Origin of the sequence: Acinetobacter sp. YH12233, assembly GCF_013417725.1 — a bacterium.
GTDB lineage: Bacteria > Pseudomonadota > Gammaproteobacteria > Pseudomonadales > Moraxellaceae > Acinetobacter.
Genome location: NZ_VPDK01000017.1, coordinates 40,826 through 66,715, shown reverse-complemented (window position 1 = coordinate 66,715; position 25,890 = coordinate 40,826). Strand labels below are relative to the sequence as shown.

Below are 25,890 nucleotides of genomic sequence, written 5' to 3'. Positions count from 1 at the left end.
ATATTGAAATTTATTACAATCGAGTCAGAAGACATTCTGCAAACGGCTGGTTAAGTCCAGAAGCCTTTGAACAGAAATATATTAAAAGTTTAGAGGGGCTGGTTGTCCACGATACTGTCTAGGATCATGGTTTTAGGTCTTATTTATCAGGATCCTTTATTTGTTTTGATAGGGCTCTTGTTTGCTGTTTGCGCAGTATTATTATTTTCCATGATGAAGGAAAGTCTTGCTGACTTTTAGATCACTCATTTTGTTTAAAAGCTTAAAGATTTGGACTAGAGATCAAGGTGAATAGCAGGATGATAGTCATCAATATTATGCACCGAGATGGAATCAACAATTTAGAAAAATAATTGTGTTGAAAAGTCTTTGGATTAATCAGTGTAATAAGGAAGACTTATACGGGCAACCAGTCATGTGGATTAGATTGATAAGATGATCTGATAATACACTCATTGCTGGGTGCTATTTTGCAGAAGTTCATCGAAAGATGGGCTTTTTTGTTACCTAAAATAAAGCTTTATCAAGTTCATACTAGAAATTATTGACTCCAAAGATCACAATTTAGACTTTTTATATATGGATAGATATTTAATTTCTATATATATTTATATTTGTCATGAATTGGCTATTGTTTGACCGTTGTACATTTCGTCAACAATCCTGAATCAGCGCAAAATGATAAAGGGGAAGAGCCCACAGCAATGTGGGCTTTTTTATTGCCTAAAGAAAAGTTTGGCTTAATTTCTTACTAGGTATCTGGCTTGAATAGCTTAGCTAAGTAATAGATCTGGTCAAAGAGACTGAGATTAACTAGAAATTTGAATAAGTGACTTATTTCTATTTTATCGGTCAATATGATTGTTAATCATCGACTTAATATCAAAGTGTGATTGACTGCATACAATATTTTCATTATATTTTACCATATGTTCAAAAATCTCCACGTTTTGAATTTAGAGTTCTGCCCACATCGTCCCCAATGATGTGGTTTTTTTTTGACTAGAATAGCTAAGTGATATTTTCATTAACCTATAATTAAAGAAGAGGGTAGCACCTAGTTCTGTGAAGAGGCTATTTTTACATCAATAGGTATGATAGATTAGGGTTCTGGCGGTAACTGCCTATACGGATCAGTCCAGCAAGTTCATCTTGTGACACTCCCGTCGTTTGAAGTGTTACTATGAAGAAGCTCATCGAAAGATGGGCTTTTTTGTTGGTTTATTAAACAAAAGGGTTCATACTAAGGCTCATGCTTAAATTAAGTTGAATCTTTTGAAAAACAAAAGAGTTGTAATTTTAGGCGGAGTATTTTTGGCATTTATATTCTTTCTGTGTTTCCATTTATATAATCTTTCTAGCGAACAAGAAAGAGCAAAGAGTTTAGAAAAATTGTCTGATGAGCTTAAAGCTTCTGAATAGATAAGTTTAAAAGATAAAACGAAAGCCCATCATAAGTGGGTTTTTTTTACAGGTATATACATTTTTATTTCTTAAAAATAATATTTATTTAATTAAATGAAATGTTATAAAGAATCTTCACAGTCTTTTAAATAGATTGATGCACCTTATGAATAAATATAAAGCGATAGATCTAAGTTTTCTTAATTGGGTATATGATGAAATTTTAGCGACTTTCGAGCCCACAAAATCTAGAACAATAAATAAATCACGATTTCTATCAGAAAATCTAAAGTTAATTGCTGAACATCTCGGTGAAGATGCGTCAGTGACAACTAAGGTATCAGCAGTAAGATTTAAATATAGATCACAAACTAAAACTTTATGGGTATTTGACGTACCCGATATTAATGACAGGTTCACATTCATTAAATATTTATTCGATTTCTTTCCGAGTTTTTAAAGTCCATAGAAATAAGAGCTTTTTTGTTGCCTGATAAACTTTATACGGCGACCAGAACACAAAAATAATTAAATAGTGTAATTCCTGTCTAACAAATAACCAAATTTAACCCAAAGCCAACCAGCACCCACCATTCAGTAATGCTTCTTATACTATTGCTGCACTATATAAGTGCTACTTTAAAGGTGCTCCATGAATAATGATGAACTAGCTAAAAACTATAACGACGTGTTAAAGAAGCCTACCCGCTTAACTTCCCCAGGTTAAGCGGGTTATTTTTTGTCTGGAAAAAAGTATGCTCCGATTACTATTCTGCTTATTCTGCCTACATGGTGCGACTGAGATTAGCGACGGCAAGAAAGAATGCCGGGATTGTTTGAAAAAAGTTTAATTTAGAATGATAAATTTTTTTTATTATCAATGAGTTAAGTATTCTGTGCTATTTTATTTTTCAATAATAATAGGCTAATAATTGGTTTGAATTTTGACTTAACGGGCTGGTTATGAGCACACATACAATGTATTCACACAACTGATTACTTAATATCAGTTATCAATTCTAATGTTATTAATTTTAATAACCCATATTTTGAATTCAAAGAGGCTCGAAAGGAGATGAGCGCTAAAACTCTTGTTGAGGTGGAGCGCTACTATCAATACTCAGCTATCGACCTAACTATCACCCAAGTCAATGGATGGGTTGAGTTTAAAGCAAAGTTAAAATCATAGCCGAACGTATTACGGCAAACTAAACCTCTTACATTCTAAATGTTGAGGGGTTTTTCTTTTCTTATTGGTGAGCCCCATGATAGACAAAGTACAAGCTAAATAAGGCTCAGATTTTGTAACGTTAAGCTGTCTAAATGTCAGAACCTCAGTCATTTTAATTCTTAGAACCATCAAATGATTACGATTGATAAGCTCATGATTGAACTAAAAGAATAAATTAAGAATTTAGGTAATGTATTAAGTTAAAATCTAACTTTTCTAAAATTAGTTAAAGAGCTTTGAAGAATCTATAGATGATTAGCTTATAGATTAACTAGACTCAACCGAGACCCATTCAATGCAACTAAGTGCAACTTATATTTATTTTAAGTTATCAAAAATGAAAGAGTATCTAGTTTGATGCAATCTCTAGCTATTCATTACAGACTCAGTTTTTTCTACTTTTTTTATTATGCGATTGTGGGCGCATTCATGCCTTTCTGGAGTCTGTATCTAGAGGATCAAGGCTTTAATTATCAGGAAATTGGGATTTTATCTTCGATTGCGATTGTCACCCGATTTTTTGCGCCATTTATTTGGGGATGGATTGCAGACAAATCCGGGAAACGCATGTTGCTGGTGCGTATAGCTACTTGGATGGAAGCCTGTATCTGGTTCATGATTTTTATCATTCCCAATAGCTTCCAGTCAGTTGCTTTGCTCATGCTGATTTTCAGTTTCTTTCAAAATGCAATTTTGGCTCAGTTTGAAGGCGTGACTTTATTCTGGTTAGGTGAGAAAAGGGCAGAGCTCTATGGCAAAGTCCGTAAGTGGGGATCTATTGGATTTATTATTGGCGTATTTGGTTTAGGGGCAATTTTTGAAATTATCAGCATCAGTATGCTACCAATCTTATTGCTCTGTATTTCATTTCTGGCTTTTCTCTGGTCATTTACCATCAAAGAACCTACAGCAGCACCGACAGCTCAGAAAAAACTTGAAGCCTTATGGCCGATCTTCAAGCGTCCAGTGGTATACAGTTTTTTCCTGATTGAATTGATCATGCTGTTTTCGCATGCACCGTTTTATAGTTTTTATAGTAACTATCTCAGCCAGAATGGATTCAGTACCAGTCAGATCGGATTGCTTTGGTCGGTTGGAGTCATTGCTGAAATCATTATGTTTGCCTACGCTACATTCTTTCTGACACGCTGGTCATGGCGTCATCTGGCAATGCTATGCCTGTTAATGACTGGTTTAAGATGGTTGACTGTCGGCATATTTCCATCGTCATTTCTGGCACAGTTTTTTGCCCAGACCATTCATGCCCTGAGTTTTGGTTTATTCCATATGATTGCCATGCGGGTTATTTTTCAGAACTTCTCGGCTGGACAGCAAGGCCGTGGACAGGCACTGTATAGCACCATGTGGGGCTTAGGCGTGGCGAGTGGCAGCATTCTAGCCGGTCGTTATTGGGATCAGGTCGGTGGAACATCAATCTTTATTGCTGCTGCGCTGTCGACCTTGCTGGGCCTGTTGCTGGTATTTGGCTTACCCAGCAAAGTCGAATTGCAAAAGCAGGTTTAAGATACGATTGAATGATTAAATGCGGATTTTGGAATATTGATTAAACCAGGGCTGAGCCTGTTCTAATTGAGCGGCCAGTTGTAACAGCAAATCTTCACGGGCAAATGGTGCAATAAACTGTGAGCCCAAAGGCAGGTTATCTTCATTCCAGTATAGCGGTACAGACATTGCAGGAAGGCCGGTAATATTGGCTAACTGGGTGAATGGCACCCATTTTAGGTTTTCTTTCACAATCTGGTCGACCAGCTTACCTTGTGCCAATAAATGTGCCTTATTCATTTTTAATAAAGCTTTAAGAATCGGCTTCTGCCAGTTTGGTGTCTTGACTTCGCCATTTTTGGGTGCAACAGTGGCCGTGGCTGGTGTCAGGTAGAGATCATAATCATCAAAGAAATGATTCATCTGGGTCACATATTGTCCCCAGTTGGTCAGATTTTGGATATATTCAATTGCCGTCGTTTTGGCACCAAAAGCAGCTAGCGCCAGAGAATCCAGTTCAAAATCGCCTGATCTGGATGGATAGCCTTTCTGGATTTCGTCCAGCATATAAGAAAACTGGCTAAACCACGTCGTAATAAAATCTTTAGCCAGTTGCATGCCATCAATCTGCGGTTGATCCTCAACGACTTCATGACCTAAAGATTCCAGTAAACGGGCAGTTTGTTCTACCGCTTTAATAGCATCTTGAGAAACAGGCGTATCAATGCTGGAACGCGTATTAAATGCGATTTTTAATTTTTTTGGTGGTTGCTGAATCACTTCCAGATAATGTGTATGCGGACGTTGAATCGTAAACAGTGAACTGCGATCTTCACCATGGGTGGCATCCAGCATTGCCGCACTATCCCGAACAGTTTTGGTGAGTACATGTTGAATGGCAGCACCGTGCATTGCCTCACTCATTTGCGGTCCCCACGGCGTACGTCCACGGCTTGGTTTTAAACCAAACAGACCACAGTAGGAAGCCGGAATACGAATTGAGCCACCACCATCACCTGCACCGGCAATTGGCACAATGCCGGCTGCCACAGCAGAAGCAGAGCCGCCTGACGAGCCACCACTGTTATGTCTTAAATTCCACGGGTTTTTACAGCTTCCCCAGGCATCTGGCTCTGTAATGCCTTTAATTCCGAATTCAGGGGTGTTGGTACGGCCAAAGGTCACAATACCTACCTGTTCCCAACGATTAACAATCTCGGCATTGGTTTCAGCGATATACCCGATACGCTTTAAACCCTGACATCCATAAGACGTCGGATAACCTGCATATTCCTGAAACAGGTCTTTGACCAGAAATGGAACTCCAGCAAAGGGGCCAGACAGTTTTTGCTGGGTACGCTGCAAGGCATGCTCATGCATGGGAATAATAATGGCATTGATTTCAGGATTAATATTTGCACTGCGTTCTAAGGCAACTGATAAAAGTTCACTTGAATGCACCTGTTTATTTTTAACCAGTTCAGCCAGTCCTAATCCATCGTATTGTAAGTATTCTTCAAATTTCATCTGCATTCCCTAGCGTTGATATTGTTATAAGGTTGTAGAGGGTTTCAGTTCAGGATGCAAGCACCACCTGATTACGTCCCAAGTGTTTGGCTTGATATAAGGCCTGATCCGCGGTATTGATCAGTTGCTGTAAATCCTGAGAAAGCGGGGCATGTTGATGCGTAATCCCGAGACTCACAGTAATCGATAACGGTGATCCATCAGGTTGATACATTGGCGTTTTAGCTACCAGTTCACGAATACGCTCGGCAATAAACTGGGCCTTAGATGGTTTGGTATCCCAAAGCAAAATCACAAATTCCTCACCACCAATACGCGCAAACAGATCCTGAGAACGTAAATTGGAACGGATGATTTCAGCAAAGTGTTGCAGTACTTTATCGCCCACATGATGGCCAAAATGATCGTTTAAACGTTTGAAATGATCAATATCCAGCATAATCAGGGAAAACTGCACACTCTTGGAATGTTGCAGTAAATATTCACCTTTCTGAAAGAAAAAATGCCGGTTCATGGTACGCGTCAGACTGTCATGATTGGCCAAATACAATACCCGTTTAAACAGATCATTGCGGTTCTGACTGATGATACACAGGATCAGCGGTGATAATGCCAGCATAAATAGTCCGATCCTTAATGAGATATAAATGGTCGAGTCTGCCAACGTATCATGTGTAGTGGCATAGAACTGGGTCAGGCTGTAATACATCAAAATGATTACAAAGGCATTAATAATTGCAATCGTAAAGATGCGATAGGTCAGTGCTGCCCAGATTAAAGCTGCCAACGGATAAAGCAGGGCACCTGGACCGACAAAAATATTACTCAGGATAATACACAGGATTACCGTACCTGCTGGCAGCAGATAACTAAAAGAGTTCTGCTTCTTTCTGCGGTTTTTAAATAAATACTTGAGATCTTTGGTTCTAGGAAAGGCTAGAAAAAGCGGCAGGACAATAATGTAATTTACCATTTCGCCTGTCCACCACAGCCCGAAATCAATCCATAAATTTTCCTTGGTCATAAAGGAATGGGGAAGATTGGGTAAGGTCGCAACGGCAAACACTGCACTGGCCAGGCATCCTGCGAATGCACAGATGCCGAACATATGCACGAAAGTGAAACCAGTATTGTAGCACTTATAGTTGATCTGGAAATATCGGATAAAAAACAGCGATACAATCGTACTAATCAGGTTGGCAAGTGTTAGAAACAGGCTTTGTAATAGATTATTACCTGTTGCCAAATCGGCAAACATGAACGCACAGAAAGCACCTAGCCACCCGCCCATATTGTTTAAATGGGGGAAGCGTAAAAACATGGCCAGTAAGGCAGCATTGGCAGGCCAGAGTATGGCTAAGTAATCCTGTGTTCTGGTCATAATGCCAATCAAACAAGTCACTAAAATAATGAAAAGAATGACCAAGTAGGCATATGTTTCAGGATTCAAGTTCTGGTCTGTGATTCGAGGTATTCGCAAATCTAAGTCCTGTATCTAATTTTTATTTGTGAAATATCACTTTGTTTGGGAAATGCTTTTTACCCAAAAGTACAACTTTATTCTTGGAATAATCTGTTTTTACTTACGTTATCAATATACGTTTGTATACGAAATATATACAAAAAAAATTAAAAAAGGAAATCCATGTTTTTAAACTATAATGATAAAAATTTGTTTTATTTCGGTATTTAAACTGATGCAGAGCAGAATATGATCCCGAAAAATATGATAAGTTAAAATTAATTATTAGGATTGAAACGAAGCCTGTGAATATGAAAAAAACCTGTCTTAGCCTTGTCTTGCTCATGAGCTCATCTTGGCTAATGGCAACAGAAAACAATAATCAAACTGCAAATAGTATTGCGAAACCTATCGAAGTTCCGAATACCTTTACCATTAATACCCGTCCTGAAATTGTCGGGCTATGGGGAATGGAAATTCCAGATAATAAGAAATGTGTTGAATACTATAATTTTAAAGGCAATAACAACGTAGTGATTAAAAGCGGTTCAGAATGGACCACAGGGCTGTATGACTATCAGCCTTCACAAGATCCTGCTGCACAGATTCCAGCGCTGATTATGCAGGTTAAATACGACAATAATGAAAAAGACTGTTCCGGTAATCAGGTGGATCAGTCAGGCGAGATTTCGCAGTATTTTGTGAAGTGGCAGAACTCAAATACCATTAATTTCTGTGCCAATGAAAAAGCAGAACAATGTTTTGCTGTGCTTCGACGCATTTTGCCTTGATTGAAGGCTAGATATAAAAAACCGCTGAATTCAGCGGTTTTTTTATTAGATCAATTACTGGATCAAGCTTTTTCTTTGTCTTCAGCACCTTCAAGCTGCTTCAACAAATGTTTTTCCAGATAGTGAATATCCATTGCCTGTTCACAGAAATTTTCATCCTGAAGAATCAGATCTTTGTGTAATGGAATATTGGTTTTCACACCTGTCAGAATCATTTCATCCAAGGCCTGCTTCATGCGTGCTATTGCAGTTTTACGGTCTTTACCATGGGCAATTAGCTTGGCAATCATAGAATCATAATATGGCGGGATGCTGTAACCTGGATAGATATGAGAGTCTAAACGGATACCTGCACCACCTGGCGCATAAAAAGTCTCGATTTTGCCAGGAGATGGCATAAAGTTCGATGGATCTTCAGCGTTGATACGGCATTCGATCGCATGACCTTGAACACGTACATCTTCTTGCTGGATATCCAGACCTAAACCAGCCGCAATACGTAACTGCTGTTCAATGATGTCGATACCGGTGACCATTTCAGTCACAGGGTGTTCTACCTGAACACGGGTGTTCATTTCGATAAAGAAGAATTCGCCTTCTTCAAACAGGAACTCGAATGTACCGGCACCACGATATTGCATCAATTTACAAGCATTGACACAGGCCTCAAGAATGTCAGCACGAGCCTGTTCTGGCAGGTTAGGCGCTGGCGCTTCTTCAAGTACTTTCTGGTGACGACGCTGTAAAGAACAGTCACGGTCATATAAATGGATCGCATGACCATTACCATCGCCTAGAACCTGTACTTCGACGTGACGCGGTTTTTGCAGGAAACGTTCCATATAAACCGTGTCATCGCCAAACCACATTTCAGCATCACGCTGCGCAGCTTGTACTGATTCAAGCAGGGTATCCACACGTTCTACGATACGCATACCACGACCACCACCACCGGAAGCCGCTTTCACGATGAGCGGGAAACCAATTTCTTTGGCTTCAGCAAGCGCATTGTGAATCGTCACCGCATGATCACAGCCAGGTACAGTTGGTACACCCGCTTTTTTCATGGCAATAATCGCAGAAACCTTGTTCCCCATCAGGCGAATATGTTCTGGACGTGGACCAATGAAGATAAAACCAGAGCTTTCTACGATTTCAGCAAATTCAGCATTTTCAGACAGGAAGCCATAACCAGGGTGGATGGCATCTGCGCTGGTGATTTCAGCAGCTGTAATCAGGGCTGGAATATTCAGGTAACTGTCGCTACTTGCGCCAGGACCAATACACACGGCTTCGTCACAGAAGCGTAAGTGCATCAGGTCTTTGTCAGCGTCTGAATAGACACCGACTGTTTTAATTCCTAAAGTTTTGCAAGCTCGGGCGATGCGCAAGGCGATCTCACCTCGGTTTGCAATTAAAACTTTTTGCAACATTATGAATCCCCGAAGTGATTAGGCGCGGTAACGGAAAAGTGGCTGACCAAACTGAATCACTTCACCATTTTTCACCAGAATTTCTTCAATCACGCCGCTTTGAGTTGCTTCAATCGGGTTCATGATTTTCATTGCTTCAATGATACCCAGTGTTTCGCCAGCAGAAACAGTTTGGCCAATTTTTACAAAAGGTGCTTCGCCTGGGCTTGGAGCCGCATAGAACACGCCAACCATTGGAGATTTTTCAACTGCACCACGAGGAGATTTAGCTGCAGGGACGTCAGCTGCAGGTGCAGGCATTGCAGGAACAGCTGCTGCAACTACTGGATTACGACGAGTCAGAGCAATCGACTGATCACCTTCCTTAACTTCAATCGCCTGTAAGTCAGATTCAATCATCAAATCGATGAGCTTCTTGATTTTACGGATATCCATGAGACAGTATTCCTAATTAAGATTGTTTAGAAGATTGTATTTTTTCAATGACATAGTCGAGTGCGGCAGCATAGCCTTTTGCACCTAGACCACAGATCACGCCAATAGCTTTATCGGATAGATATGAATGATGTCGGAATGCCTCACGTGCATGGACGTTAGACAGGTGGACTTCAATAAACGGGATTGCCACGCCAAGAAGTGCATCACGAACTGCAACTGAGGTATGTGTCAGGGCAGCAGGATTAATAATGATATATTGCACGCCGTCTTGTTGGGCTTGATGAATTCGGTCAACAATTGCGCCTTCCCAGTTGCTCTGGAAAGTGTCAAGTTGTAAAGTAGCTTTTTCAGCCTGAGCAGTGAGCTGCTGATTAATATCTTCTAGAGTTAAATAACCATAAACTTCGGGTTCGCGCTTTCCTAGCAAATTTAAATTCGGTCCATGAATAACCAAAATGGTCGAAGTCATCTATGGTGCTCCAGTTAAAAAGTTTCAGGATAGGTTTGCAAGATGTCTACAAACTTCGCCTATTATGGCATGAATTCCTACATTATTTTTATAATTTCTTTGAATTGACATAGAAAAGCATGTACCACGCAGTGGCCATATAATGAAAACTTTGCAAGCATTTAGCAATGTTCAAAACTACCAAATCTTCGTCTTTTACATCATTTTTATATTTTAGATGAATTGGCTGAATTGTTACATTTATGCTGTGTAAGTTAGACCTCAATGTTTATTCATAATTCTTTTAAATTGAGTGTTTATTCGGCAATGGCTGGTCAAAAATAAAAATTATTACTCAAAGTCTCTGCTCATATCAAAAATTGTGGTGATCGGTAAAAGACCGGATTTTCATTAGATTTTTGAATGAATCAAATGTTTATTCTATTCATTATTCTGTAAACTAAAATATCAAACTTGGAATAAAAATCAAAAAGTTATTTGATAAATGGTATGAAGTGAAGTTTAGTATTAAATGGGTTTTATGTCGCTAGTAAAGCAAGTCACACATTATTTTTCTGCAAAAAGAGATAGGCTCATTGCTACTGAACATTGGCTAAATGATACTGGCCGTAAAAGTAAAATTAAAAACTTATGATTCTTCATTAATCTTTTACTGGCCTCATCTAATATTGACGAATGTGCTCAATTTTCTAAAGCTTACCTTTATTTGTCATTCTTTATGTTCACTCAATAACATTGGCAAAATGGCACTTCATGTATAGGCGTTGTTATTCATCTGAATGTTGCCTATGTTTTTAAATGATGAATTTTTAAGCTTAAGAACAAGATGGTATGCGGAATTACAATGATAAATGGGATAGTTAAGTTCAGTTAAAGTGCAATATGAATAGATATTCTGGATTAAAAGCTAATGGTATCTGATTGTATTTTGAACACATATTGATTATATAAGCTATTCAGAATCACAGAATAAAACCCAAGCAGACTTGATAAGCTATAATGAAGATCCCGTCAAAATACTATCGAAGCTGTTATGACACCTGCATGCAAATTATTAAAATCTCAAAAAATTGAATATAGCATTCACGAATATGAACATGATGCCAATGCCAAAAGCTTTGGTTTGGAAGCAGCAGAAAAGTTAGGGTTGGCAGTAGAAGAAGTATTTAAAACCTTATTGGTCACAGATGAGAAGCAGTATTTTGTAGCAGTTCTTCCAGTCAACCATCAGTTAAACCTGAAAAAAGTAGCATCAGCCTTTGGTTGTAAAAAGCTACAAATGGCTGATCCCAAACAGGCAGAACGTCTAACCGGTTATCTTGTCGGTGGGATTAGTCCGGTTGGGCAGAAAAAACGCCTGAAAACTGTCATTGATGCATCTGCAGAACAGCTGAATAAAATCTATGTCAGTGGGGGTAAACGCGGTCTGGATATTGGTTTAAAACCTGCGGACCTAGCTAAGGTTCTAGATGCTCAATTCGTTGATGTATTGGATGTCTAAAGTTCAAAGCATTTTTCAATAAAACTATCTTACTTAGAAGCGTTCATATCAATGGACGCTTCAACTTTTCTGGATTCTTATCTTTCTATTCTGTCGGAAAATTCTGTCGGAAAATTCAGCATGGTTTTTTCTTCATTGTATAGTGGATGATTGAGATCCACGGCCTGACTGTGGATTGAACAAAGATAAAAACAATAAAATAGAAAATATGGAGAATACCGCATGGAAATCCAGAAAAAACGATTATCACGGTTCTGTATGAGCTTGTCCGCGATGGCCATGCTCTCAGTCTTTTCAACTGCACAGGCAGACTCATCTACCTTGCCTCAGCCACCCAATTCCCAGCAAGTTTTCTTTGTAGGTAATAACTGGGATGGAACAGTTACAGTGATTCGATCTTCAGGTGACTTTGGCAAGGTTGGTGTGATCAACATGATTCCTGATCGTAAGGAGCGCCTGAAAGAGATTCACCTCAATCCCATTAAACTGATTGCCTATACCTATATTCAAGCTACTGCGGGTGAAGGTAATGATCAGCTGGTCGACGATATGTACTCCACGCCAGATGGACAGTCAGTGGTCGCATCCCGTCCAAGTTTTGCCGATGTGGTCTCTATCAACATCAAGACAGGCAAAATTAACTGGCGTACTCCAGTTGAAGGCTTCCGCGCGGATCATATGGCAGTTTCACCAGATGGCCAGCGTGTCGCGGTTTCCGCATCTTCCGGAAATGTGGTGCATGTACTGGATATTCATACTGGTAAGGAACTTGGTCGATTTGCGACGGGTGATAAACCGCATGAAAATATCTACTTTGATAATGGCAGAAAAATTCTGAACTCGGCCATTGGTAATGTAGAAACCTCTCTTGATGCGCAGTGGCAGGATTTCACCAAGGGTAAACGCTATATCACCATTGCAGATGCCAATACCCATCAGGTGCTTAAGAAAATTGACTTTAGACCGGCATTGGATGCGTTTGGTCGAAAAGATTTATCTAATTCAGTGCGGCCGATGGTCTTTAGCAAGGATGAAAGTAAACTCTATGCTCAGGTATCATTTTTTAATGGTTTGATTGAGTATGACTTAAACCAGAATAAAGTGACCCGTATTGGGCAGTTGCCAGGTAGCGATAGCATTCCCAAAGATCGTACCAAATGGGTGAATGATTCCCGCCATCATGGTTTATCGATCAGTGCTGATGGTGAGAAGCTCTGTGTTGCGGGCACGATGGATAATTACGCCACCATTGTCGACCGTCAGAGTCTGACTGCCGGAAAATTGATTCCTGCAGGTAAGCCATACTGGGCTACCCGAAGTCCGGATGGCCGTAGCTGTATCATTTCAGAAAGTGAAACGGATGTGGTGACCGTAATTGATTTCGCGACAGGCAATAAAGTGACCAGTGTACCTGTAGGCAATCATCCACAGCGTGTCCGGATCGGTTATGCCCCAGCAGACTGGTCTACACCGTAGCAAATAATGGCTTAAAAAGAGCAATGTGTTATGAACGTTGCTCTAAGCATTGTAGGTGGCATATATGAGGAACAAAACACTTACTTTATATCTGCTGGCGGGAATGTTATTGACCGGTATTCTGGTTGGGATTGCTTATCAGGTTCATAAGGATATCTATAAGGCAGAGTTCAATATACTGAAACCTGATGATCAGATGACTTTTCCAGCAAAGTCACTGATTACTTCGAATTTAAATCCTAAAACAGCTGTACCGGCAAGAACGGCTAGACACTCGGAAGTGGATTCTGAACAGCAGGTCTTATTACAACAGAGAGACCAGCTTTATCTGGATTTTACCCAAATGATGAATGGCTTAAGTCAAGGTGAAAAGCCAGACTATCGCCAGCTAGATCATTTGCTGTTACAACAGCAGAATCTGGTGAATGCTCGGGTCGTTGCTCCGGAAGAGGCGAGAGCTCAAATAGAATTTTTGCAGAAAGTTCTGCCTGAAATCTCTCCACAGCTTGATCAAGCCTTAAATGCATTGGATCAGAAAAGTTTTTAATCTTCCGGTTTAAAGCTTTATTTAGTTGTGAATACAGATCATAGATAAGCTTAATAAGAAAAAGCCCGTAGAAACGGACTTCTTCTTCATTCATTTTTTAGATTAAAACTTATAAGCAGTTCGCCGGTTTCGGGATACCAGCCAGTCGGCTTAAATGGCGTGCCACCAGACCTGTATTAAACTTTTCCTGTAATAAGGCATTGTTAATTTCCGGGTTGACTGTCTTCATCAAAAACTTAATCAACGGACGGGTTGCAGGAGAATGCCCAAACTGCTGATAAAATTGACGGACTGCCTGTAGCACTTCAAAATGCCAAGGAGTAAGTTGAAGTTCCAGTGTATCTGCCAGTACTTGGGCAACGTCTTCATTCCAGATGGTGTAATCGACTAAATGACCATCTTGGTCCAGTTCTAGATTCATATTTGACTCATGGATTATTTCATTGAGATGCAACGACTAAATTTCAGACATAGATCTGCAAATTCGGAGTAGTCGAGTAAAGCAACATTTTCCGATAAAGGTGAGATCAGAATTTCTGCATCATTTCTTAGGATATAAACTTGCGGCAGTTGCTGTACGAAAGCATGGTCCAGATACAGCACAGATTCTCCCATCAGGACCACCTGATCATCTGAAGCATGGAGCTGTGCTAATTGATCAAGGACTGACGCCGTCGCTGCATAATCTGGCTGGATCAGGTAAAGGGTTTGATCTGACATTTATTTATCCTTTGTCCTTACCAATACAATACGTGATCAAATTTTTGAACGAATTCTGAATTGAGTTCAATCAACTCAATCTCCTGCTCGCTTTGCTTTACAAAAGGAGAGTCCTGATTTTTCTGCTCAACCAGAATTGGGGTCAGGTCATAAAATTCGAAACTATCCACCAGATTTGAAGCCAGTTTAAAGGCATGTTTAAGCTGGTCAAACTGGAGCTCAGAACGTAAAAGACTCAAGGCCGCGCCTTGGAGTAATACTTTAACTTCAGCGCCGAAGGTCGCCAGTACCATCGTGGCAGACAGGCTTTCATGCACCTGTAAGCTGTTTAGGTTGGCTTGGGTTAATATAACAAGTACAGATTTCACACAAGATTCCTTTTAAAAGCAACACATCCTGAAAAATGAAGCATCTAGAATTGAATTAGACGTTGTGAGGACTGAACAGCATCAGCAAGCTCGCCTAGACCGACCAATTCAAAACCATCAGCAAGATTATGTTGCTGAATATTGTGACGTTGAGCATTTTCCTGATCTGTAATCCCACGCGCTAAGGCTGCACTGACACAAACAGGTAAGCGGATCTTCAGATCCTGCCAGGAACGTGTGAGATGACGCTGGTCGTCGGGCACCCATTGCAATGCATTTGCGACCGACACGCCATCTTGATAGAAAAATACACGGAAAGCTTCCTGTTTATGTTGTAAAGCTTGGGCGAGTCCAAGCGCATGCCAGGCATAAATAGAAGTCGGTGCGGAGGTAACAAGAATTAAGGTGCTCATCGAAATTCACTACAGGCTTGATCAACGCGGGATGATGATCTTGGCTACAAAGAAAGTAGGTAGTATACAATGATTTTAGATGATCTTTTCTGATAAAAAGACAAAAAATAAAATATAAAAAGATTTAATTTTAATAAAAACAATAATTTAAAACAGTCTATTAATCCTATCCCGTCACTAAACCATACCCAAAACTGCACAAAATCCCTTCTATATCCTTTCATTTTTTTACTTTACCGATAAAATGCAAAGTAATCTGCACCAAATCTGCACCAATAAAATGAAAATACCCAAACCCATCCAGCGAGGATCTAGCTGGCGCATCATTGTCACTTTCGACAAGCAAAGATATTCAGCCACCCGAGACACAGCAAAGGAATGTGAACAGTGGGCCTATAATAAATTGCTTGAACTTCGATCTGGTAAAAAGGCAATAGAACAAGGCGAAAAGCCGGATTATCCATTTAGGGAACTTTGTGCCAGATACTATCAAGAGCATGGCCGGCACATGCGATCTGCAAGAACGATCAATTTTAAAATTAAAAACCTTGACCGGATTGCACCAAATTTAGCTGACAAGTCTATTTATGATTTCAAGCCTGCTGACATTGCAGAATGGCGAAATAACCGTAAAAAAGAAGTGAAGATAGCAACACTCAGGAATGAACACGCCATTTATTCAGCCGTGTTTACCTATGCCATGAAAGAACTGTTTTTGATTGATTCTAACGTCTGGCATGCGGTCACCATGCCGAGCAAGGAAAAATCCAGAAGCCAGCGTATTACAGAAGAAGATCAAGAATTGTTGCTAAAGGCGTTAAGCTGGGATGGATCTACAACACCAGAAACGTCACGTCACTATGTAGCATGGGCATTTCGATTTGCTCTGGAAACTGCTATGCGTCAGGGTGAAATACTGGCAATGCGTAGGAAGGATATTAAAGAAGGCTTTGTGCATTTACCGATGACAAAAAATGGTGAATCCAGAAACGTGCCTTTATCTGGTGAAGCCAAAAGACTGCTTTCTTTATTACCTAAAGGAACAGATAAACTTCTGCCCATTGATAAACAGATATGTTGTGCTACATGGATGAGAGCAAAGAAAAGAGCAGGGCTTACACATATCAACTTCCATGATTCACGACATGAAGCCATCACTAGAATGGTGAAGGTGAGAAAATTACCGGTTGAAGTGCTAGCCAAAATTACAGGCCACAAAACTATCTCAATGCTGGTGAATACTTATTACAATCCAGATGCTCAGGATTTGGTAGAAATGTTTAACGACAGTGAGAGCTAATTAGCTCTCGGTCTGCCTACTTTAACTTTGGTTGTCAGCAGGTCATGGGCCAACTTTGGATTGTATAGCGCCTTGCCTTGTGTGCCTTGATTGATCGAAACTAATTTTTCTCTAATCGTAGTCACTGACAGATTGTATTTTTGAGCCAGATAGGAAGCTGAAACCAGTTCAACTTCAACCTCTTTAAGCTCCTTCACCGTTGCACCACCGATAGTCTGACCCAGCATAATTTGAGGCGGTCTTTCGGCTTCAACGGTGATGGTGTATCGAGCCATTAAGTTACCTCTTTTAAACTTTGTTGTACTGATTCCGGTAAACCAAACACATCCTTAAAAGCCTTATCAAATTCACCACTAGCAATAAATTGATCGATGCAGTTTTCCGGCTTCTGATGCTGAGCGATGTAGCTGCTCAATGCCTGATATATACCGTTTGAATTTCCTTTAGTTACACCGACATGAATCTTGTCACCGATGTTCTTAACTGGAAATCCAATATTGAGATTTGAAGCGTCAATGATTTCCATAAAAGGCACGAATTCATCCTGATTAAAAATCAGATCAAATGGCATTTCTTTATGCAGCTCATCACAAACATAGTTCGCCAATTGAAGTTTGGTTAGTTGAATTTCAGTCATTGGCTGACTCCTGTGCTTCGATCATGGCTTGCTTAGCCTCAAACTCCGATTTGAATAACTCAAATTTCCATCGAGTGCCGTATGAGGTTTCAATCAATTTCCACACACCGAAGAACTTCTCGGTAGAGATATGTGCTTGAGTGTGTTTATTCACAATCATGATTTGATCTTTTTCGATCCCATCACCTAAGCAATCCCAATCATTGCTTGAATTGCAGAAGTTCTCAGGCTCATCATCGTCTTGCCAAAAACAAGAAATATTTTCTTTCGGCACCAAAACAAACCCTTCCGGCACCGATTGGGCTTTCCAACTATCAAATCCGCTGATCTCCTTAACCACATCATCCATATCTACAATCATGTGGCCATGTTCATCATGGTAATACTGGTGTCCTGCAATCCTTTCTTGCAGTTCGCTTAGGTCTGGCACCGCTTGGGCTTTAGCTTCTTTCCAGGCAGACCAACTAAAAAGAAGGGCTGTGATTAATTTGCCACACTTCTTTTCAATGTCAGCAGGAACATTAGTACGCTTGATGTATGCTCCAAATTCAAAGAAGGTGTATTGCGCAACATGCTCAAGGCGTTTAAAGCATTCAGACTGCTCAAATTCAGCTTTTAATTTTTCAATATCCATCACGCCACCTTCATAATCTGATTAGCTACAATCTTTGCTAAGTTCTCACTGGTTTCATTCGAAACGTTCGGGCAGCGCAGGTGCATTTCATATTCATCGAATAACACTTGGCATGCTGCATTACCTGTTAAATCATTCTTCAAAAACACATAGCTCAGGGTTTTACGTGTACCTTTTCCGGAAAATGTAGAGCTACCATCTGTCAGTTCTTTCTTCGTATAACCCAGCTTTTCTAGCCAAAGCTTGAAACCGACTTCATGTTTCTTTTTGATTTTGAAAATCATGCCGCTGCCTCCAATGCTTTACGCAGATAAGGATCAATATCAGTGGTCAGCATCCATTTCACATAGTCCTTTGGAACCTCTTTTAATGGAGTACCTTTATGTTTGCCATAAGGCATTACATTTGGAGTGCGTACCTGTTCAGATAGGACATGCAATGAATTCATGTCTTTGATACCCAGTTTTAAACAGATGTTTTTCAGGATGATGTATGTGAACCAGATGTCATACTTCGCACTGTGAGCATTACGCAGGTAATTGCGTGCTTTTTCCTTGTCTGAACTTACGTAGTAGAACAAAGCGCTCAGCGTATGAGTTTCCAGTTCAGGCCATGTGAAGCGAGCTAGAGCTAAAGTACAGATAGACTTTTCAGGAACATCCGTACCACATTTACGGATCGCTTCAATGTCGTAATTGATGTTATGGCCAATCAAGCAATCCACATCTTTAGGCAAGCGGAAAGTATCAAAGCTTGGCTTGCCTTCGATGTCAGATTCCAGAATGTGGTGAGTTGCCATTGCACCGTATGCGATCGGCTCAGGACATGAGTAAAACTCATCAAATATCTGGCTTTGATCAAACCCCAAGTTACCTTGCTCAAAAGAGCAAGGTGCGTATGCGATTTCAATAGGGAAACCATTAATCGTATGAGTTTCCGTGTCCAAAATTATTGCTTTCATGCGTTAATAGTTTCCTTTGCCAATTTTTCAATTTCTTGTTGTACAGTCGCCAGTTTGCTGGCTTCGATTTGGTTAAGTGCATCAATACCGAGATGCTCACATACGGTTTTGGCATCAAGGCCGCGCTCATCAATGAAGGCTTGGAGGTCAGCCAGTTGCTGATCATTAATGCCAAAGAACTCGACAGGATCTACCCATGCATTACGCTGCATATCAAAGGTGCACTTCATTTCGTCAGCTCTGGTCTTAAGAGCAACACGCATATTTTTGTAATACGTATGATTCTTATCGATAGACTCAGTAAGCTGGTTTAGATCGCTGGCATACTGAGCCTCAGCACAGCTCTGGATCCAGTTATCCAAATCTTCCTGAGCCTTCATTGATGCAAGCTGCTCAGGTGTCATCGTATTGATGTGATCTTTAGCCTGCTTAATTAGGTCAGCCAAAAAAGACGGATTCGCTTTTAAGTCTGGAACCCATACTTCACCAGTTTCACCGCCTAAACCGCCCGCATTTTTGGCATGATGAGTAGGGCAAGGCCTAAAGCTGATCACACGTTCATGCTTGCCTTCACCTGTTTGCACAGTGGTCAGGTAACCCATTACATCTGCAATGCGGTACAGCTCATTACGGTTCTTACCACCAAGATCTGGTCGGTAAATTACCTGGTCACCGTTCTGATCTTCAGAAGCATGGGCAATGAAAACGACGTCTTTACCTGAAGCAATTAGCGTATTCACGTATTGCTTGAAGATGTTATTGGCCAAGCCTTGGGCCTTAAGTTTTAAAGAGCCATCTTTTTGCTTGTTTGTACTGTTTAGCAATAGGTGAGTCTTAATGCTTTCAAGCATTGCGCCAACGGTATCAATCACAATCGTTTTAAATGGTTCTAGATCCTGCATGGTCAGGTTAGCCACATCAGCCCATTGATTGACCTGAACCACAGCACCGCGACGCAGTTCACCGGTACGGTGAGAGCCTTTATCGAAATCGAATGAAATTGCTTTTTCACCAGTGAAGCCAATTGATGTTTTACCCAAGCCCGGATCTGCGTACAGATAAACGATGATGGCTTGTACCAATAGCGGTTGATCCGCTGGAATAATATTAATCGCCATCTCAACGTACTCCTAGCTGACGGTTTTTGCGTTTAAAGTTCTTATAGTCCTCAGACCCAAAGAAGCCGGTACTTTCTAAAACTTGATGTCGTTTATTTTTGCGCATGGCGACTCGCGCATTTTCCAAACCATCTAGAATCCACTGTGGAGCTGTGGACTTATCCATTTTCTTCAGCGAACCGTCAGGCTGGATGGAGTAGATCAACGTATCGCAGAAATAGTCAGTAATAGTCCCTGAGCTTTTGACACGTAAAGCGAAGTAGCTCACCCGGTTTTTACCAACCCTGTAAATCTCAAGTCCTTCAAACGTCTTGATGTATTCAGAGAAGTAACGATGAGTTAAGCCAAACTCTACTGGCATTGGAATGACAGGTAGTTCATCTGCTTTAAATTGCAGGAAACCAGTGTAAAGATCAGCAAAATTAACTTGTGCTTGGTCATTAAGCGGGGACCAATCATCAGAGCCATATTCACACCAGTAAACCAGCTGGCCATTCAAAAGTGCTTCAAAGATTTGATCGGCAGATTTAAGAATCATGACTGCACCTCCACCAGACGGTGTTTCATGATATAGCCAGCGATCATTGCGTTGATTTCGCGGTGATCCTGATAATCAGTGAAGTCGTTGTATGGATTGCCATTTGCATCGAATACTTTGATCTCACCAAGTTCTACAACTTCCACATTGGTGAACTCGGAACCTGGTACACCGTAATCGTCTGGATGTGCAGCAACTTCAAACGAAGTGATTTCCAAACGAAAGCCATCAAGATTCAGGGTTGCTTCACCGCGTACGTCATCAAGCATTTTTAAAGATACGATGCCGTATTCAGATTGAATGTTTTGAGCTGGAGCTGCTTGGTCAGTACCAAAGTCAGCATGCCAACCAAACGCCAATGCGCTTATAGTTAAGGCAGTAGCAACAAGAGTCACCTTGAAGCTATTGTGTGGAGTCAATTTTGCATTCATAATAATTTCACTCACAGTTAGGTTGTGGGTCACGCTCCAGGTAGTTGTCGTAGGCTACGCTGGGGCTTTTTGTTGTCTGTGAATGTAATTTAGTATTTACTAAATAAACTGTCAATAGTAAATACTAAATAAATTTAGTGAAAATTAAGTCTTTGCTAATTTTTATGTTTTAATAGACAAAAAGAAAACCCATCACAGGGATGGGTTGTTTGGAGTTTCACTATGTTGGATCACAATGAAAAATTAAAACTTGTAATTGAATTAATTAGTGCTGGTGTTACTGACGCCTCTATTATCATTGCGAATATAAAAGAAATCGAAGAGGGTTTATTTAAGAATTGCTCTCCTGCAAAACATCCTTAACATCAACACCACTCCAGCTTACGACTCTATGACATTGGTTGTAGAGTTTTAAATAATATTCTCTTGAATTGGGTTTGCGAAATTTTTCCTTATCAGCCACCCTTTCGGATTCTGAAATTATTTGCATTAATTCCAATGCAACCCTTTCAACCGACTTGTCTTTAATTTCGATTGGTCCACTTACTGTAGTGCTATTACTCATTCTTTTCTCCACCCGATCCAAGAGCCGCTCGGGTATGCGGCAAGGTAATTGTTATGAAATTAGAAACTCTTGTTTTAATGGAAGATCGTCTTCATCCTGGCTCAACACAGATTTATCTGGAGCACATAAAAGAAGATGTGCCTGAATTTTTTGTGCCAGTAGGCGATTACAATAAGTCGATTGGTTATTTGAAATTCAAGAATATCGCTAAAAAAGGCTGCTTTGAATTAAGTTCATTAGAGAGCCTAGACCATCCCAGCCCGTATCCACAATTTTCGTTGTCAGGTGTTTTATACTCTCGGCAGGCAGCTCTTGAAGCACACCAGACAATTTTTTCTTATCAGCAGGCGATAAATCAGATTGATCCACCTTTAATTGCAAAATAGTGCGAATGGTATCAGCCTCAAACCTTACAGTTACTACACCTAAAATCGCTGAAAGACCACCATCATCTTTTAGAAAATCCAAGCCTTTTTCTGTGATTTCCGGCTTCATGATAAGAATGGAGCCACCACCATCTCCAGATTTACTATGCACCACTTTGGTGGAGTTCTCGGTAAGAAGGCCATGACCCTTGAGATAGTTCAAATTGATAGCAATTTTATGATACTCAGCACTATCTGGCTTTCGCTCATAATCAGTCCATACAAATGGGTAGCACTCTGCGATCTTACTTAACAACTCAAGCTGTAATTCTCGATCCAATATCATATAGCTTCCTGCTTATTGAGCCGCGTCGGGTTCGCGTTTTTTATTAATTAGTCTCAGGTGATTTGCTCAGGGCTTTATCCTGATACATTTTTTCATCTGCCTCTATGATAGCTGCTGATAGACCGTATGTGGGATTTCGCATTGCAAAACCAATTGCAGCACTAATGCCAGCTTTTGCAATAGCAGTTTGAATTCTGGTTGCAAGTTTATCCGCATTTTCTCGGTTGGTTTCAATACTGAGTACAGCAAACTCATCACCACCTAGACGAGCGACAATATCATTATTGCGTACAGTGTTTTTGAGGGTTAAAGCCATTTTTTGAATGAGTTCATCACCTGCAGCATGCCCCAAAGTATCATTGGTGATTTTGAGGTCATTAAGATCAATCATGAGAATAGCAACAGGGTGACCATATCGCTTGCAGCGCTTTTCTTCTAATACAATTAACTGGTCCCAAGCACGACGGTTAAAAAGGCCAGTCATGGGATCGGACAATGCCTCCATTTCAAACCGTTCAGCTTTACGTATGTACTCAGCGGCTTTTAATTCAGCTTGAATATTATAGCTAAGCACTTGTGCTAGCAGCTCAAATAATGGAGCTTCCTCGACCAGATTTTTAGATTGAGGTTCAGGATCGATTGCACAGAGAGTGCCAAAAAGGGACCCATCTTCTTTATACAGAGGTTGGCCGATATAGGCTTTAATTGGGACTAAGTGATTTATAGGTGCGTCTACGTAAACTTGAACATCGGGCGAGTAAGGGGCAATGCGGGGCGCATTATTTTGTACCATGTGTGAGCAGAACGAATCTGCCCATCGAAATACTTGTCCTGGCTTAACGTTATAGCCATTATCTTCACTTAGTAACACAATCCAGTCATCACCTTCAGTACGGGTAATCATCCATAACTTAAATCCAAATCGTTGAGATAAGAATTTTAAAATGGCTTGGCCAGCTTCTTCGAAATTCTTAAAGTTAATATTATTCATTAAGTTAGCCCGTTATTTGTACTAAGAGAGATGTGGAAAAAAACAATTTTTAGACTACAGCGTCATATATTATAATTTTAAACTGATTAGCTCACTAATTATTCAAAAATTTAATTCACTTTACTTAAAATTTCTAGAATTCCATCGGTTAATAAATAGAAATATTACTTCATATAATAAAAAGACAACCCACCAATGGGGTGGGTTGTCCTAGAGCAATAATCTTATTTTTTGTATTCAGTAATACTGATAGGTTTGTCTTTCATAAACTCTACAATACCTTCACCAGCTTTGAAGTGAATTGAAACGCCGTCATCATTGGCCAAACGCATACCACTTCCTGAAATAGCTCGTTTAAGGTGATAAACCTTGCCAGAATTATCTGTCATTTCTGCGGTTTCAAAATTATCCGAAGATTTCAATTCAACTGTAAGATCCATTGGACCAGTAAAGTTAATTACCTGAGTTTCAGCCGGAGTATTGCTCACAACTTTTTCTTGTACCACTTCGTTTTTTGGATTTGAAGTACAGCCAGTAATCGCCAATCCTAACAATGCTGCACCTAACAAATATTTCATTGATACTTACCTTTCTATTTCTGAATCATAGGTATCTTTATACTAATTATTATAATGTAACATTTAAAGACAAGGTTACACTTACCTTACATAAAGAAAAACCCGCGGATAGCGGGTTAGTGATGCTTTACTTAGTTATTACAGACCTGGTCATGAGAGGTCTTAAGTCCAATATAAAGATTTAATATTTCAGAAGTAAGAAAGCTTTAGCACTGAATAGCATCTTTCTCTTTGTAGTGATCCAAAACCAAATCCATATCAGCCAAAAGCACAGCTTCAGAGTATTCACCGGGTGATAGCTTCAACAAGTTAGGCATATAATTTTTTTGATACTCGCGCGGGTAGTCTCTGCATAAAATTTTAATCCGCACATCTTGTGTGGTGAACTCTGAGTCTAACTTTTCTATGTATTTACTAAGAATATTATCTGAGTTCTCAAGAGCTGTTGTGTTTGTGATTGGATCCATATCTTCACTAAGTTGCTTCTCACAACCAGTGAAAGCTAAGGATAAGAGCAGGGTAGTCAAAATTATTCTTTTCATAGCTTTATTTTATTGTTATTGGACTTTGAGTTATATAGAGAATTTCATAAAAGAAAACCCACCGCTGGGGGTGGGTTGATTGACGAATATTTGACTATTTTTTCACAGATTTTAATTGCTCAAGTTGTGCCTTGGCATACTCGGATATATTACTGTAATCTTCACTAATAACTTGTAGGAGTTGCTCATTCTCAACAAGTGGGACAATCATTTGAGAAATTGCAGCAAGAAAATTTGTGGTTGGTAAGGCCACTGTAACAGATTCATTAACTATTGTATGGTTACTATCCAATGTATCTGCGTCTGGGGATATAACACCAAAAGTCAGTCGAGTTATATGTGAATTTATTTTAATTTCTGTAATTTCATCAGCATAAGTAGGTATCTTGTCAGACCTGATTAGTTTTTTTGGCTTTAAAGAGGCATCGAAGAAATTCTGCTGAGTTTGTTGATTTGATGGCATACTTTAAACCTTATGTTAAAAAATAAACTCTTTAATTTTATCACTTCTAGCTATACAGGCGTTTGTCCAAGTATTAATGCAATCTGATCCAATAGCTATTTCACGAATAGATGAATTAAAGTTAGAAGTAGTAGTGGTTAAACTTCTTTCTTCAGATATAATTTTCTTGAACTTTTTGAAAGTGGCAAATTCTAGTTGTCCTGAATTCCAAGGTTGATATGGTTTAGTCATTGGAGAATTGTAAAATGCTATATCAACATCGTACCCCAATGAATTTGCAAAAGAACAAATTGATTCAATAGTAAGATTAGAATCTCCAGATAATATACGTGTGATTCGCCCTTTACTAATATTGCAAATTTCAGCCATTTCAGTCCGCGATTTACCAGAGTGAACCATAAGTGCATTTAATGCTGATGCCCATTGAATTTTCTTCACGTCAATTGAGCTGAAGTTTGAGATTTTTTTGCAAACGACATTTTTTTTGTTATCGTTCATATTATCCTCTCCTTAAATCCTTTAGGGTCATTGAAAAATGGCAGTAGTGCATTTCCAATCTCTTGAATTTTGGGATTCTGATGCAGATTAGCGTCTTCACGCTTTGTTAGTATTCGTAATACCATTACCGCTCTACTATGACTCATATAACACCAATAAATACGAATTGCGCTTTTTCTAATCCGTAAAACATTCACATCAATTGTTTTGTGAGTGTCTTGGATTCTAAAACCTGACTCATGACAAGCTTTGTCTGTATAGAAATTTTCCAATGGGAGCCCATGATATGCATTTTCATTAAGTTGAATTAATCCGCTACGAGCATGTTTAGCACTAACTGGATCAGAATGCTCTATACTGGAGATATCCTGATTTAAAAAACAATTTCGGAAATCTGCATATGCTGACGCATGAAAAACTTTGTAACTTTCTTCAGTATCCTCAGGTATAACTAATGGCTCTGGAAAACCAGTAGCTAACCTAGTAAAGTGTATATTCATATTAGTTTACTTATAAGTCAACAATTTTGCAAAATACTAATTATATTTTCCGACAATAATTAATCAGAAAAATTTTGGTTGATTATATATTCAAAATTTTCTTCCCTCGTTCTGTTCTAAGGAGTCGATTTAATTCCTGC

General features: G+C 39.7%; 31 protein-coding genes and 1 pseudogene. 7 read left to right on the top strand and 25 right to left on the bottom strand.

Annotated features, from left to right (window positions below; genetic code table 11):
• Both FTV12_RS09535 and FTV12_RS09530 read left to right on the top strand, forming a co-directional pair.
• A pseudogene (locus tag FTV12_RS09535) lies at positions 1-122 on the top strand (IS3 family transposase); the annotation flags it as partial.
• 2,870 nt (positions 123-2,992) lie between these two features.
• On the top strand, positions 2,993-4,159 hold the full coding sequence (locus FTV12_RS09530) for an MFS transporter (protein WP_179992474.1): 1,167 nt from the start codon (positions 2,993-2,995) through the stop codon (positions 4,157-4,159).
• 15 nt (positions 4,160-4,174) lie between these two features.
• On the opposite strand, the gene FTV12_RS09525 is transcribed toward FTV12_RS09530, so the two are convergent.
• The gene (locus FTV12_RS09525; RefSeq protein WP_179992475.1) at positions 4,175-5,665 is read right to left on the bottom strand and encodes an amidase; all 1,491 of its coding nucleotides are present in this window, start codon (positions 5,663-5,665) and stop codon (positions 4,175-4,177) included.
• Between the two features lie 49 nt (positions 5,666-5,714).
• Positions 5,715-7,145, bottom strand: a complete 1,431-nt coding sequence (locus FTV12_RS09520; RefSeq protein WP_180033918.1) for a diguanylate cyclase — start codon at positions 7,143-7,145, stop codon at positions 5,715-5,717.
• A gap of 326 nt (positions 7,146-7,471) precedes the next feature.
• On the opposite strand from FTV12_RS09520, the gene FTV12_RS09515 reads away from it, so the two are divergent.
• Positions 7,472-7,918, top strand: coding sequence for a hypothetical protein (locus tag FTV12_RS09515; protein WP_034171190.1), 447 nt, complete (start codon positions 7,472-7,474; stop codon positions 7,916-7,918).
• Between the two features lie 62 nt (positions 7,919-7,980).
• Here FTV12_RS09515 and accC read toward each other — a convergent pair whose 3' ends face one another.
• From accC to aroQ, 3 genes are read right to left on the bottom strand one after another with little or no spacing between them, the layout of a single operon-like run.
• The gene (gene accC / locus FTV12_RS09510) at positions 7,981-9,351 is read right to left on the bottom strand and encodes an acetyl-CoA carboxylase biotin carboxylase subunit (protein ID WP_175967543.1); all 1,371 of its coding nucleotides are present in this window, start codon (positions 9,349-9,351) and stop codon (positions 7,981-7,983) included.
• An 18-nt stretch (positions 9,352-9,369) separates the two neighbouring features.
• Complete coding sequence (gene accB, locus FTV12_RS09505; protein WP_004785952.1) at positions 9,370-9,786, bottom strand: acetyl-CoA carboxylase biotin carboxyl carrier protein; 417 nt, start codon at positions 9,784-9,786, stop codon at positions 9,370-9,372.
• A gap of 16 nt (positions 9,787-9,802) precedes the next feature.
• On the bottom strand, positions 9,803-10,258 hold the full coding sequence (gene aroQ / locus FTV12_RS09500) for a type II 3-dehydroquinate dehydratase (protein ID WP_004785950.1): 456 nt from the start codon (positions 10,256-10,258) through the stop codon (positions 9,803-9,805).
• Positions 10,259-11,291: 1,033 nt separating this feature from the next.
• Between aroQ and ybaK the strand changes: the two genes are divergently transcribed.
• The 3 genes from ybaK (at position 11,292) to FTV12_RS09485 (ending at position 13,782) form a co-directional block, all read left to right on the top strand.
• On the top strand, positions 11,292-11,759 hold the full coding sequence (gene ybaK / locus FTV12_RS09495) for a Cys-tRNA(Pro) deacylase (RefSeq protein WP_159122961.1): 468 nt from the start codon (positions 11,292-11,294) through the stop codon (positions 11,757-11,759).
• Between the two features lie 222 nt (positions 11,760-11,981).
• On the top strand, positions 11,982-13,235 hold the full coding sequence (locus FTV12_RS09490; protein WP_034705621.1) for a YncE family protein: 1,254 nt from the start codon (positions 11,982-11,984) through the stop codon (positions 13,233-13,235).
• Between the two features lie 64 nt (positions 13,236-13,299).
• On the top strand, positions 13,300-13,782 hold the full coding sequence (locus FTV12_RS09485; protein ID WP_179992477.1) for a hypothetical protein: 483 nt from the start codon (positions 13,300-13,302) through the stop codon (positions 13,780-13,782).
• Between the two features lie 109 nt (positions 13,783-13,891).
• Here the strand turns inward: FTV12_RS09485 and FTV12_RS09480 are convergent, their stop codons facing one another.
• Genes FTV12_RS09480 through tusD form a run of 4 tightly spaced genes read right to left on the bottom strand, consistent with a single transcriptional unit; the run spans position 13,892 to position 15,283 of the window.
• Complete coding sequence (locus FTV12_RS09480; RefSeq protein WP_034705617.1) at positions 13,892-14,203, bottom strand: TusE/DsrC/DsvC family sulfur relay protein; 312 nt, start codon at positions 14,201-14,203, stop codon at positions 13,892-13,894.
• Positions 14,204-14,217: 14 nt separating this feature from the next.
• Positions 14,218-14,502, bottom strand: coding sequence for a DsrH/TusB family sulfur metabolism protein (locus FTV12_RS09475; protein ID WP_125279645.1), 285 nt, complete (start codon positions 14,500-14,502; stop codon positions 14,218-14,220).
• A 17-nt stretch (positions 14,503-14,519) separates the two neighbouring features.
• A complete protein-coding gene (locus FTV12_RS09470) occupies positions 14,520-14,870 on the bottom strand; it encodes a hypothetical protein (RefSeq protein WP_005235449.1) in 351 nt (116 codons plus the stop codon).
• Between the two features lie 44 nt (positions 14,871-14,914).
• Positions 14,915-15,283, bottom strand: a complete 369-nt coding sequence (tusD, locus tag FTV12_RS09465; RefSeq protein ID WP_166135495.1) for a sulfurtransferase complex subunit TusD — start codon at positions 15,281-15,283, stop codon at positions 14,915-14,917.
• A 280-nt stretch (positions 15,284-15,563) separates the two neighbouring features.
• Between tusD and FTV12_RS09460 the strand changes: the two genes are divergently transcribed.
• Positions 15,564-16,583, top strand: coding sequence for a site-specific integrase (locus FTV12_RS09460; protein ID WP_180033917.1), 1,020 nt, complete (start codon positions 15,564-15,566; stop codon positions 16,581-16,583).
• Here FTV12_RS09460 and FTV12_RS09455 read toward each other — a convergent pair.
• The 16 genes from FTV12_RS09455 to FTV12_RS09380 all read right to left on the bottom strand — a co-directional run bounded on the left by FTV12_RS09455 (position 16,580) and on the right by FTV12_RS09380 (position 25,750).
• Positions 16,580-16,858: a hypothetical protein gene (locus FTV12_RS09455; RefSeq protein ID WP_034171181.1), complete on the bottom strand. Its 279-nt coding sequence runs from the start codon at positions 16,856-16,858 to the stop codon at positions 16,580-16,582. The two genes, FTV12_RS09460 and FTV12_RS09455, sit on opposite strands and share 4 nt — an antisense overlap.
• Positions 16,858-17,220 (bottom strand): hypothetical protein, encoded by a 363-nt coding sequence (locus tag FTV12_RS09450; RefSeq protein ID WP_180033916.1) that lies wholly within the window; start codon positions 17,218-17,220, stop codon positions 16,858-16,860. Before FTV12_RS09450 ends, FTV12_RS09455 begins: the two co-directional genes overlap by 1 nt.
• Complete coding sequence (locus FTV12_RS09445) at positions 17,213-17,854, bottom strand: hypothetical protein (RefSeq protein ID WP_180033915.1); 642 nt, start codon at positions 17,852-17,854, stop codon at positions 17,213-17,215. Before FTV12_RS09445 ends, FTV12_RS09450 begins: the two co-directional genes overlap by 8 nt.
• Positions 17,854-18,138 carry a hypothetical protein gene (locus FTV12_RS09440; RefSeq protein WP_257220881.1) on the bottom strand — a complete coding sequence of 95 codons (285 nt, stop codon included), beginning with the start codon at positions 18,136-18,138 and terminating at the stop codon, positions 17,854-17,856. Before FTV12_RS09440 ends, FTV12_RS09445 begins: the two co-directional genes overlap by 1 nt.
• Positions 18,135-18,815: a putative quorum-sensing-regulated virulence factor gene (locus tag FTV12_RS09435; protein WP_180033914.1), complete on the bottom strand. Its 681-nt coding sequence runs from the start codon at positions 18,813-18,815 to the stop codon at positions 18,135-18,137. Before FTV12_RS09435 ends, FTV12_RS09440 begins: the two co-directional genes overlap by 4 nt.
• Positions 18,812-19,933, bottom strand: a complete 1,122-nt coding sequence (locus FTV12_RS09430; RefSeq protein ID WP_180033913.1) for an ATP-binding protein — start codon at positions 19,931-19,933, stop codon at positions 18,812-18,814. Before FTV12_RS09430 ends, FTV12_RS09435 begins: the two co-directional genes overlap by 4 nt.
• Before the next feature lies 1 nt (position 19,934).
• Positions 19,935-20,471 carry a hypothetical protein gene (locus FTV12_RS09425; protein ID WP_180033912.1) on the bottom strand — a complete coding sequence of 179 codons (537 nt, stop codon included), beginning with the start codon at positions 20,469-20,471 and terminating at the stop codon, positions 19,935-19,937.
• Complete coding sequence (locus FTV12_RS09420) at positions 20,468-20,902, bottom strand: hypothetical protein (RefSeq protein ID WP_180033911.1); 435 nt, start codon at positions 20,900-20,902, stop codon at positions 20,468-20,470. Before FTV12_RS09420 ends, FTV12_RS09425 begins: the two co-directional genes overlap by 4 nt.
• A 331-nt stretch (positions 20,903-21,233) precedes the next feature.
• Complete coding sequence (locus tag FTV12_RS09415) at positions 21,234-21,467, bottom strand: hypothetical protein (RefSeq protein ID WP_180033910.1); 234 nt, start codon at positions 21,465-21,467, stop codon at positions 21,234-21,236.
• Positions 21,468-21,674: 207 nt separating this feature from the next.
• Positions 21,675-22,178: a hypothetical protein gene (locus FTV12_RS09410; RefSeq protein WP_180033909.1), complete on the bottom strand. Its 504-nt coding sequence runs from the start codon at positions 22,176-22,178 to the stop codon at positions 21,675-21,677.
• Between the two features lie 43 nt (positions 22,179-22,221).
• Positions 22,222-23,169 (bottom strand): sensor domain-containing diguanylate cyclase, encoded by a 948-nt coding sequence (locus FTV12_RS09405; protein WP_034171175.1) that lies wholly within the window; start codon positions 23,167-23,169, stop codon positions 22,222-22,224.
• A 224-nt stretch (positions 23,170-23,393) separates the two neighbouring features.
• On the bottom strand, positions 23,394-23,747 hold the full coding sequence (locus FTV12_RS09400; RefSeq protein WP_005104451.1) for a hypothetical protein: 354 nt from the start codon (positions 23,745-23,747) through the stop codon (positions 23,394-23,396).
• A 206-nt stretch (positions 23,748-23,953) separates the two neighbouring features.
• On the bottom strand, positions 23,954-24,289 hold the full coding sequence (locus tag FTV12_RS09395; RefSeq protein ID WP_180033908.1) for a hypothetical protein: 336 nt from the start codon (positions 24,287-24,289) through the stop codon (positions 23,954-23,956).
• Between the two features lie 94 nt (positions 24,290-24,383).
• Positions 24,384-24,752, bottom strand: coding sequence for a hypothetical protein (locus FTV12_RS09390; protein ID WP_180033907.1), 369 nt, complete (start codon positions 24,750-24,752; stop codon positions 24,384-24,386).
• 15 nt (positions 24,753-24,767) lie between these two features.
• Positions 24,768-25,250 (bottom strand): helix-turn-helix domain-containing protein, encoded by a 483-nt coding sequence (locus FTV12_RS09385; protein ID WP_180033906.1) that lies wholly within the window; start codon positions 25,248-25,250, stop codon positions 24,768-24,770.
• A complete protein-coding gene (locus FTV12_RS09380; protein WP_180033905.1) occupies positions 25,247-25,750 on the bottom strand; it encodes a hypothetical protein in 504 nt (167 codons plus the stop codon). The genes FTV12_RS09385 and FTV12_RS09380 overlap by 4 nt, the downstream gene beginning before the upstream one ends.
• Positions 25,751-25,890: the final 140 nt, after the last annotated feature.

Bases quoted from the DNA above. Each gene is read 5' to 3' on its own strand.
- FTV12_RS09530 (WP_179992474.1), top strand. From the start codon at position 2,993: ATGCAATCTCTAGCTATTCATTACAGACTCAGTTTTTTCTACTTTTTT.
- FTV12_RS09525 (WP_179992475.1), bottom strand. From the start codon at position 5,665: ATGAAATTTGAAGAATACTTACAATACGATGGATTAGGACTGGCTGAA.
- FTV12_RS09515 (WP_034171190.1), top strand. From the start codon at position 7,472: ATGAGCTCATCTTGGCTAATGGCAACAGAAAACAATAATCAAACTGCA.
- accC (WP_175967543.1), bottom strand. From the start codon at position 9,351: ATGTTGCAAAAAGTTTTAATTGCAAACCGAGGTGAGATCGCCTTGCGC.
- accB (WP_004785952.1), bottom strand. From the start codon at position 9,786: ATGGATATCCGTAAAATCAAGAAGCTCATCGATTTGATGATTGAATCT.
- aroQ (WP_004785950.1), bottom strand. From the start codon at position 10,258: ATGACTTCGACCATTTTGGTTATTCATGGACCGAATTTAAATTTGCTA.
- ybaK (WP_159122961.1), top strand. From the start codon at position 11,292: ATGACACCTGCATGCAAATTATTAAAATCTCAAAAAATTGAATATAGC.
- FTV12_RS09490 (WP_034705621.1), top strand. From the start codon at position 11,982: ATGGAAATCCAGAAAAAACGATTATCACGGTTCTGTATGAGCTTGTCC.
- FTV12_RS09485 (WP_179992477.1), top strand. From the start codon at position 13,300: ATGAGGAACAAAACACTTACTTTATATCTGCTGGCGGGAATGTTATTG.
- FTV12_RS09480 (WP_034705617.1), bottom strand. From the start codon at position 14,203: ATGAATCTAGAACTGGACCAAGATGGTCATTTAGTCGATTACACCATC.
- FTV12_RS09475 (WP_125279645.1), bottom strand. From the start codon at position 14,502: ATGTCAGATCAAACCCTTTACCTGATCCAGCCAGATTATGCAGCGACG.
- tusD (WP_166135495.1), bottom strand. From the start codon at position 15,283: ATGAGCACCTTAATTCTTGTTACCTCCGCACCGACTTCTATTTATGCC.
- FTV12_RS09460 (WP_180033917.1), top strand. From the start codon at position 15,564: ATGAAAATACCCAAACCCATCCAGCGAGGATCTAGCTGGCGCATCATT.
- FTV12_RS09455 (WP_034171181.1), bottom strand. From the start codon at position 16,858: ATGGCTCGATACACCATCACCGTTGAAGCCGAAAGACCGCCTCAAATT.
- FTV12_RS09450 (WP_180033916.1), bottom strand. From the start codon at position 17,220: ATGACTGAAATTCAACTAACCAAACTTCAATTGGCGAACTATGTTTGT.
- FTV12_RS09445 (WP_180033915.1), bottom strand. From the start codon at position 17,854: ATGGATATTGAAAAATTAAAAGCTGAATTTGAGCAGTCTGAATGCTTT.
- FTV12_RS09440 (WP_257220881.1), bottom strand. From the start codon at position 18,138: ATGATTTTCAAAATCAAAAAGAAACATGAAGTCGGTTTCAAGCTTTGG.
- FTV12_RS09435 (WP_180033914.1), bottom strand. From the start codon at position 18,815: ATGAAAGCAATAATTTTGGACACGGAAACTCATACGATTAATGGTTTC.
- FTV12_RS09430 (WP_180033913.1), bottom strand. From the start codon at position 19,933: ATGGCGATTAATATTATTCCAGCGGATCAACCGCTATTGGTACAAGCC.
- FTV12_RS09425 (WP_180033912.1), bottom strand. From the start codon at position 20,471: ATGATTCTTAAATCTGCCGATCAAATCTTTGAAGCACTTTTGAATGGC.
- FTV12_RS09420 (WP_180033911.1), bottom strand. From the start codon at position 20,902: ATGAATGCAAAATTGACTCCACACAATAGCTTCAAGGTGACTCTTGTT.
- FTV12_RS09415 (WP_180033910.1), bottom strand. From the start codon at position 21,467: ATGAGTAATAGCACTACAGTAAGTGGACCAATCGAAATTAAAGACAAG.
- FTV12_RS09410 (WP_180033909.1), bottom strand. From the start codon at position 22,178: ATGATATTGGATCGAGAATTACAGCTTGAGTTGTTAAGTAAGATCGCA.
- FTV12_RS09405 (WP_034171175.1), bottom strand. From the start codon at position 23,169: ATGAATAATATTAACTTTAAGAATTTCGAAGAAGCTGGCCAAGCCATT.
- FTV12_RS09400 (WP_005104451.1), bottom strand. From the start codon at position 23,747: ATGAAATATTTGTTAGGTGCAGCATTGTTAGGATTGGCGATTACTGGC.
- FTV12_RS09395 (WP_180033908.1), bottom strand. From the start codon at position 24,289: ATGAAAAGAATAATTTTGACTACCCTGCTCTTATCCTTAGCTTTCACT.
- FTV12_RS09390 (WP_180033907.1), bottom strand. From the start codon at position 24,752: ATGCCATCAAATCAACAAACTCAGCAGAATTTCTTCGATGCCTCTTTA.
- FTV12_RS09385 (WP_180033906.1), bottom strand. From the start codon at position 25,250: ATGAACGATAACAAAAAAAATGTCGTTTGCAAAAAAATCTCAAACTTC.
- FTV12_RS09380 (WP_180033905.1), bottom strand. From the start codon at position 25,750: ATGAATATACACTTTACTAGGTTAGCTACTGGTTTTCCAGAGCCATTA.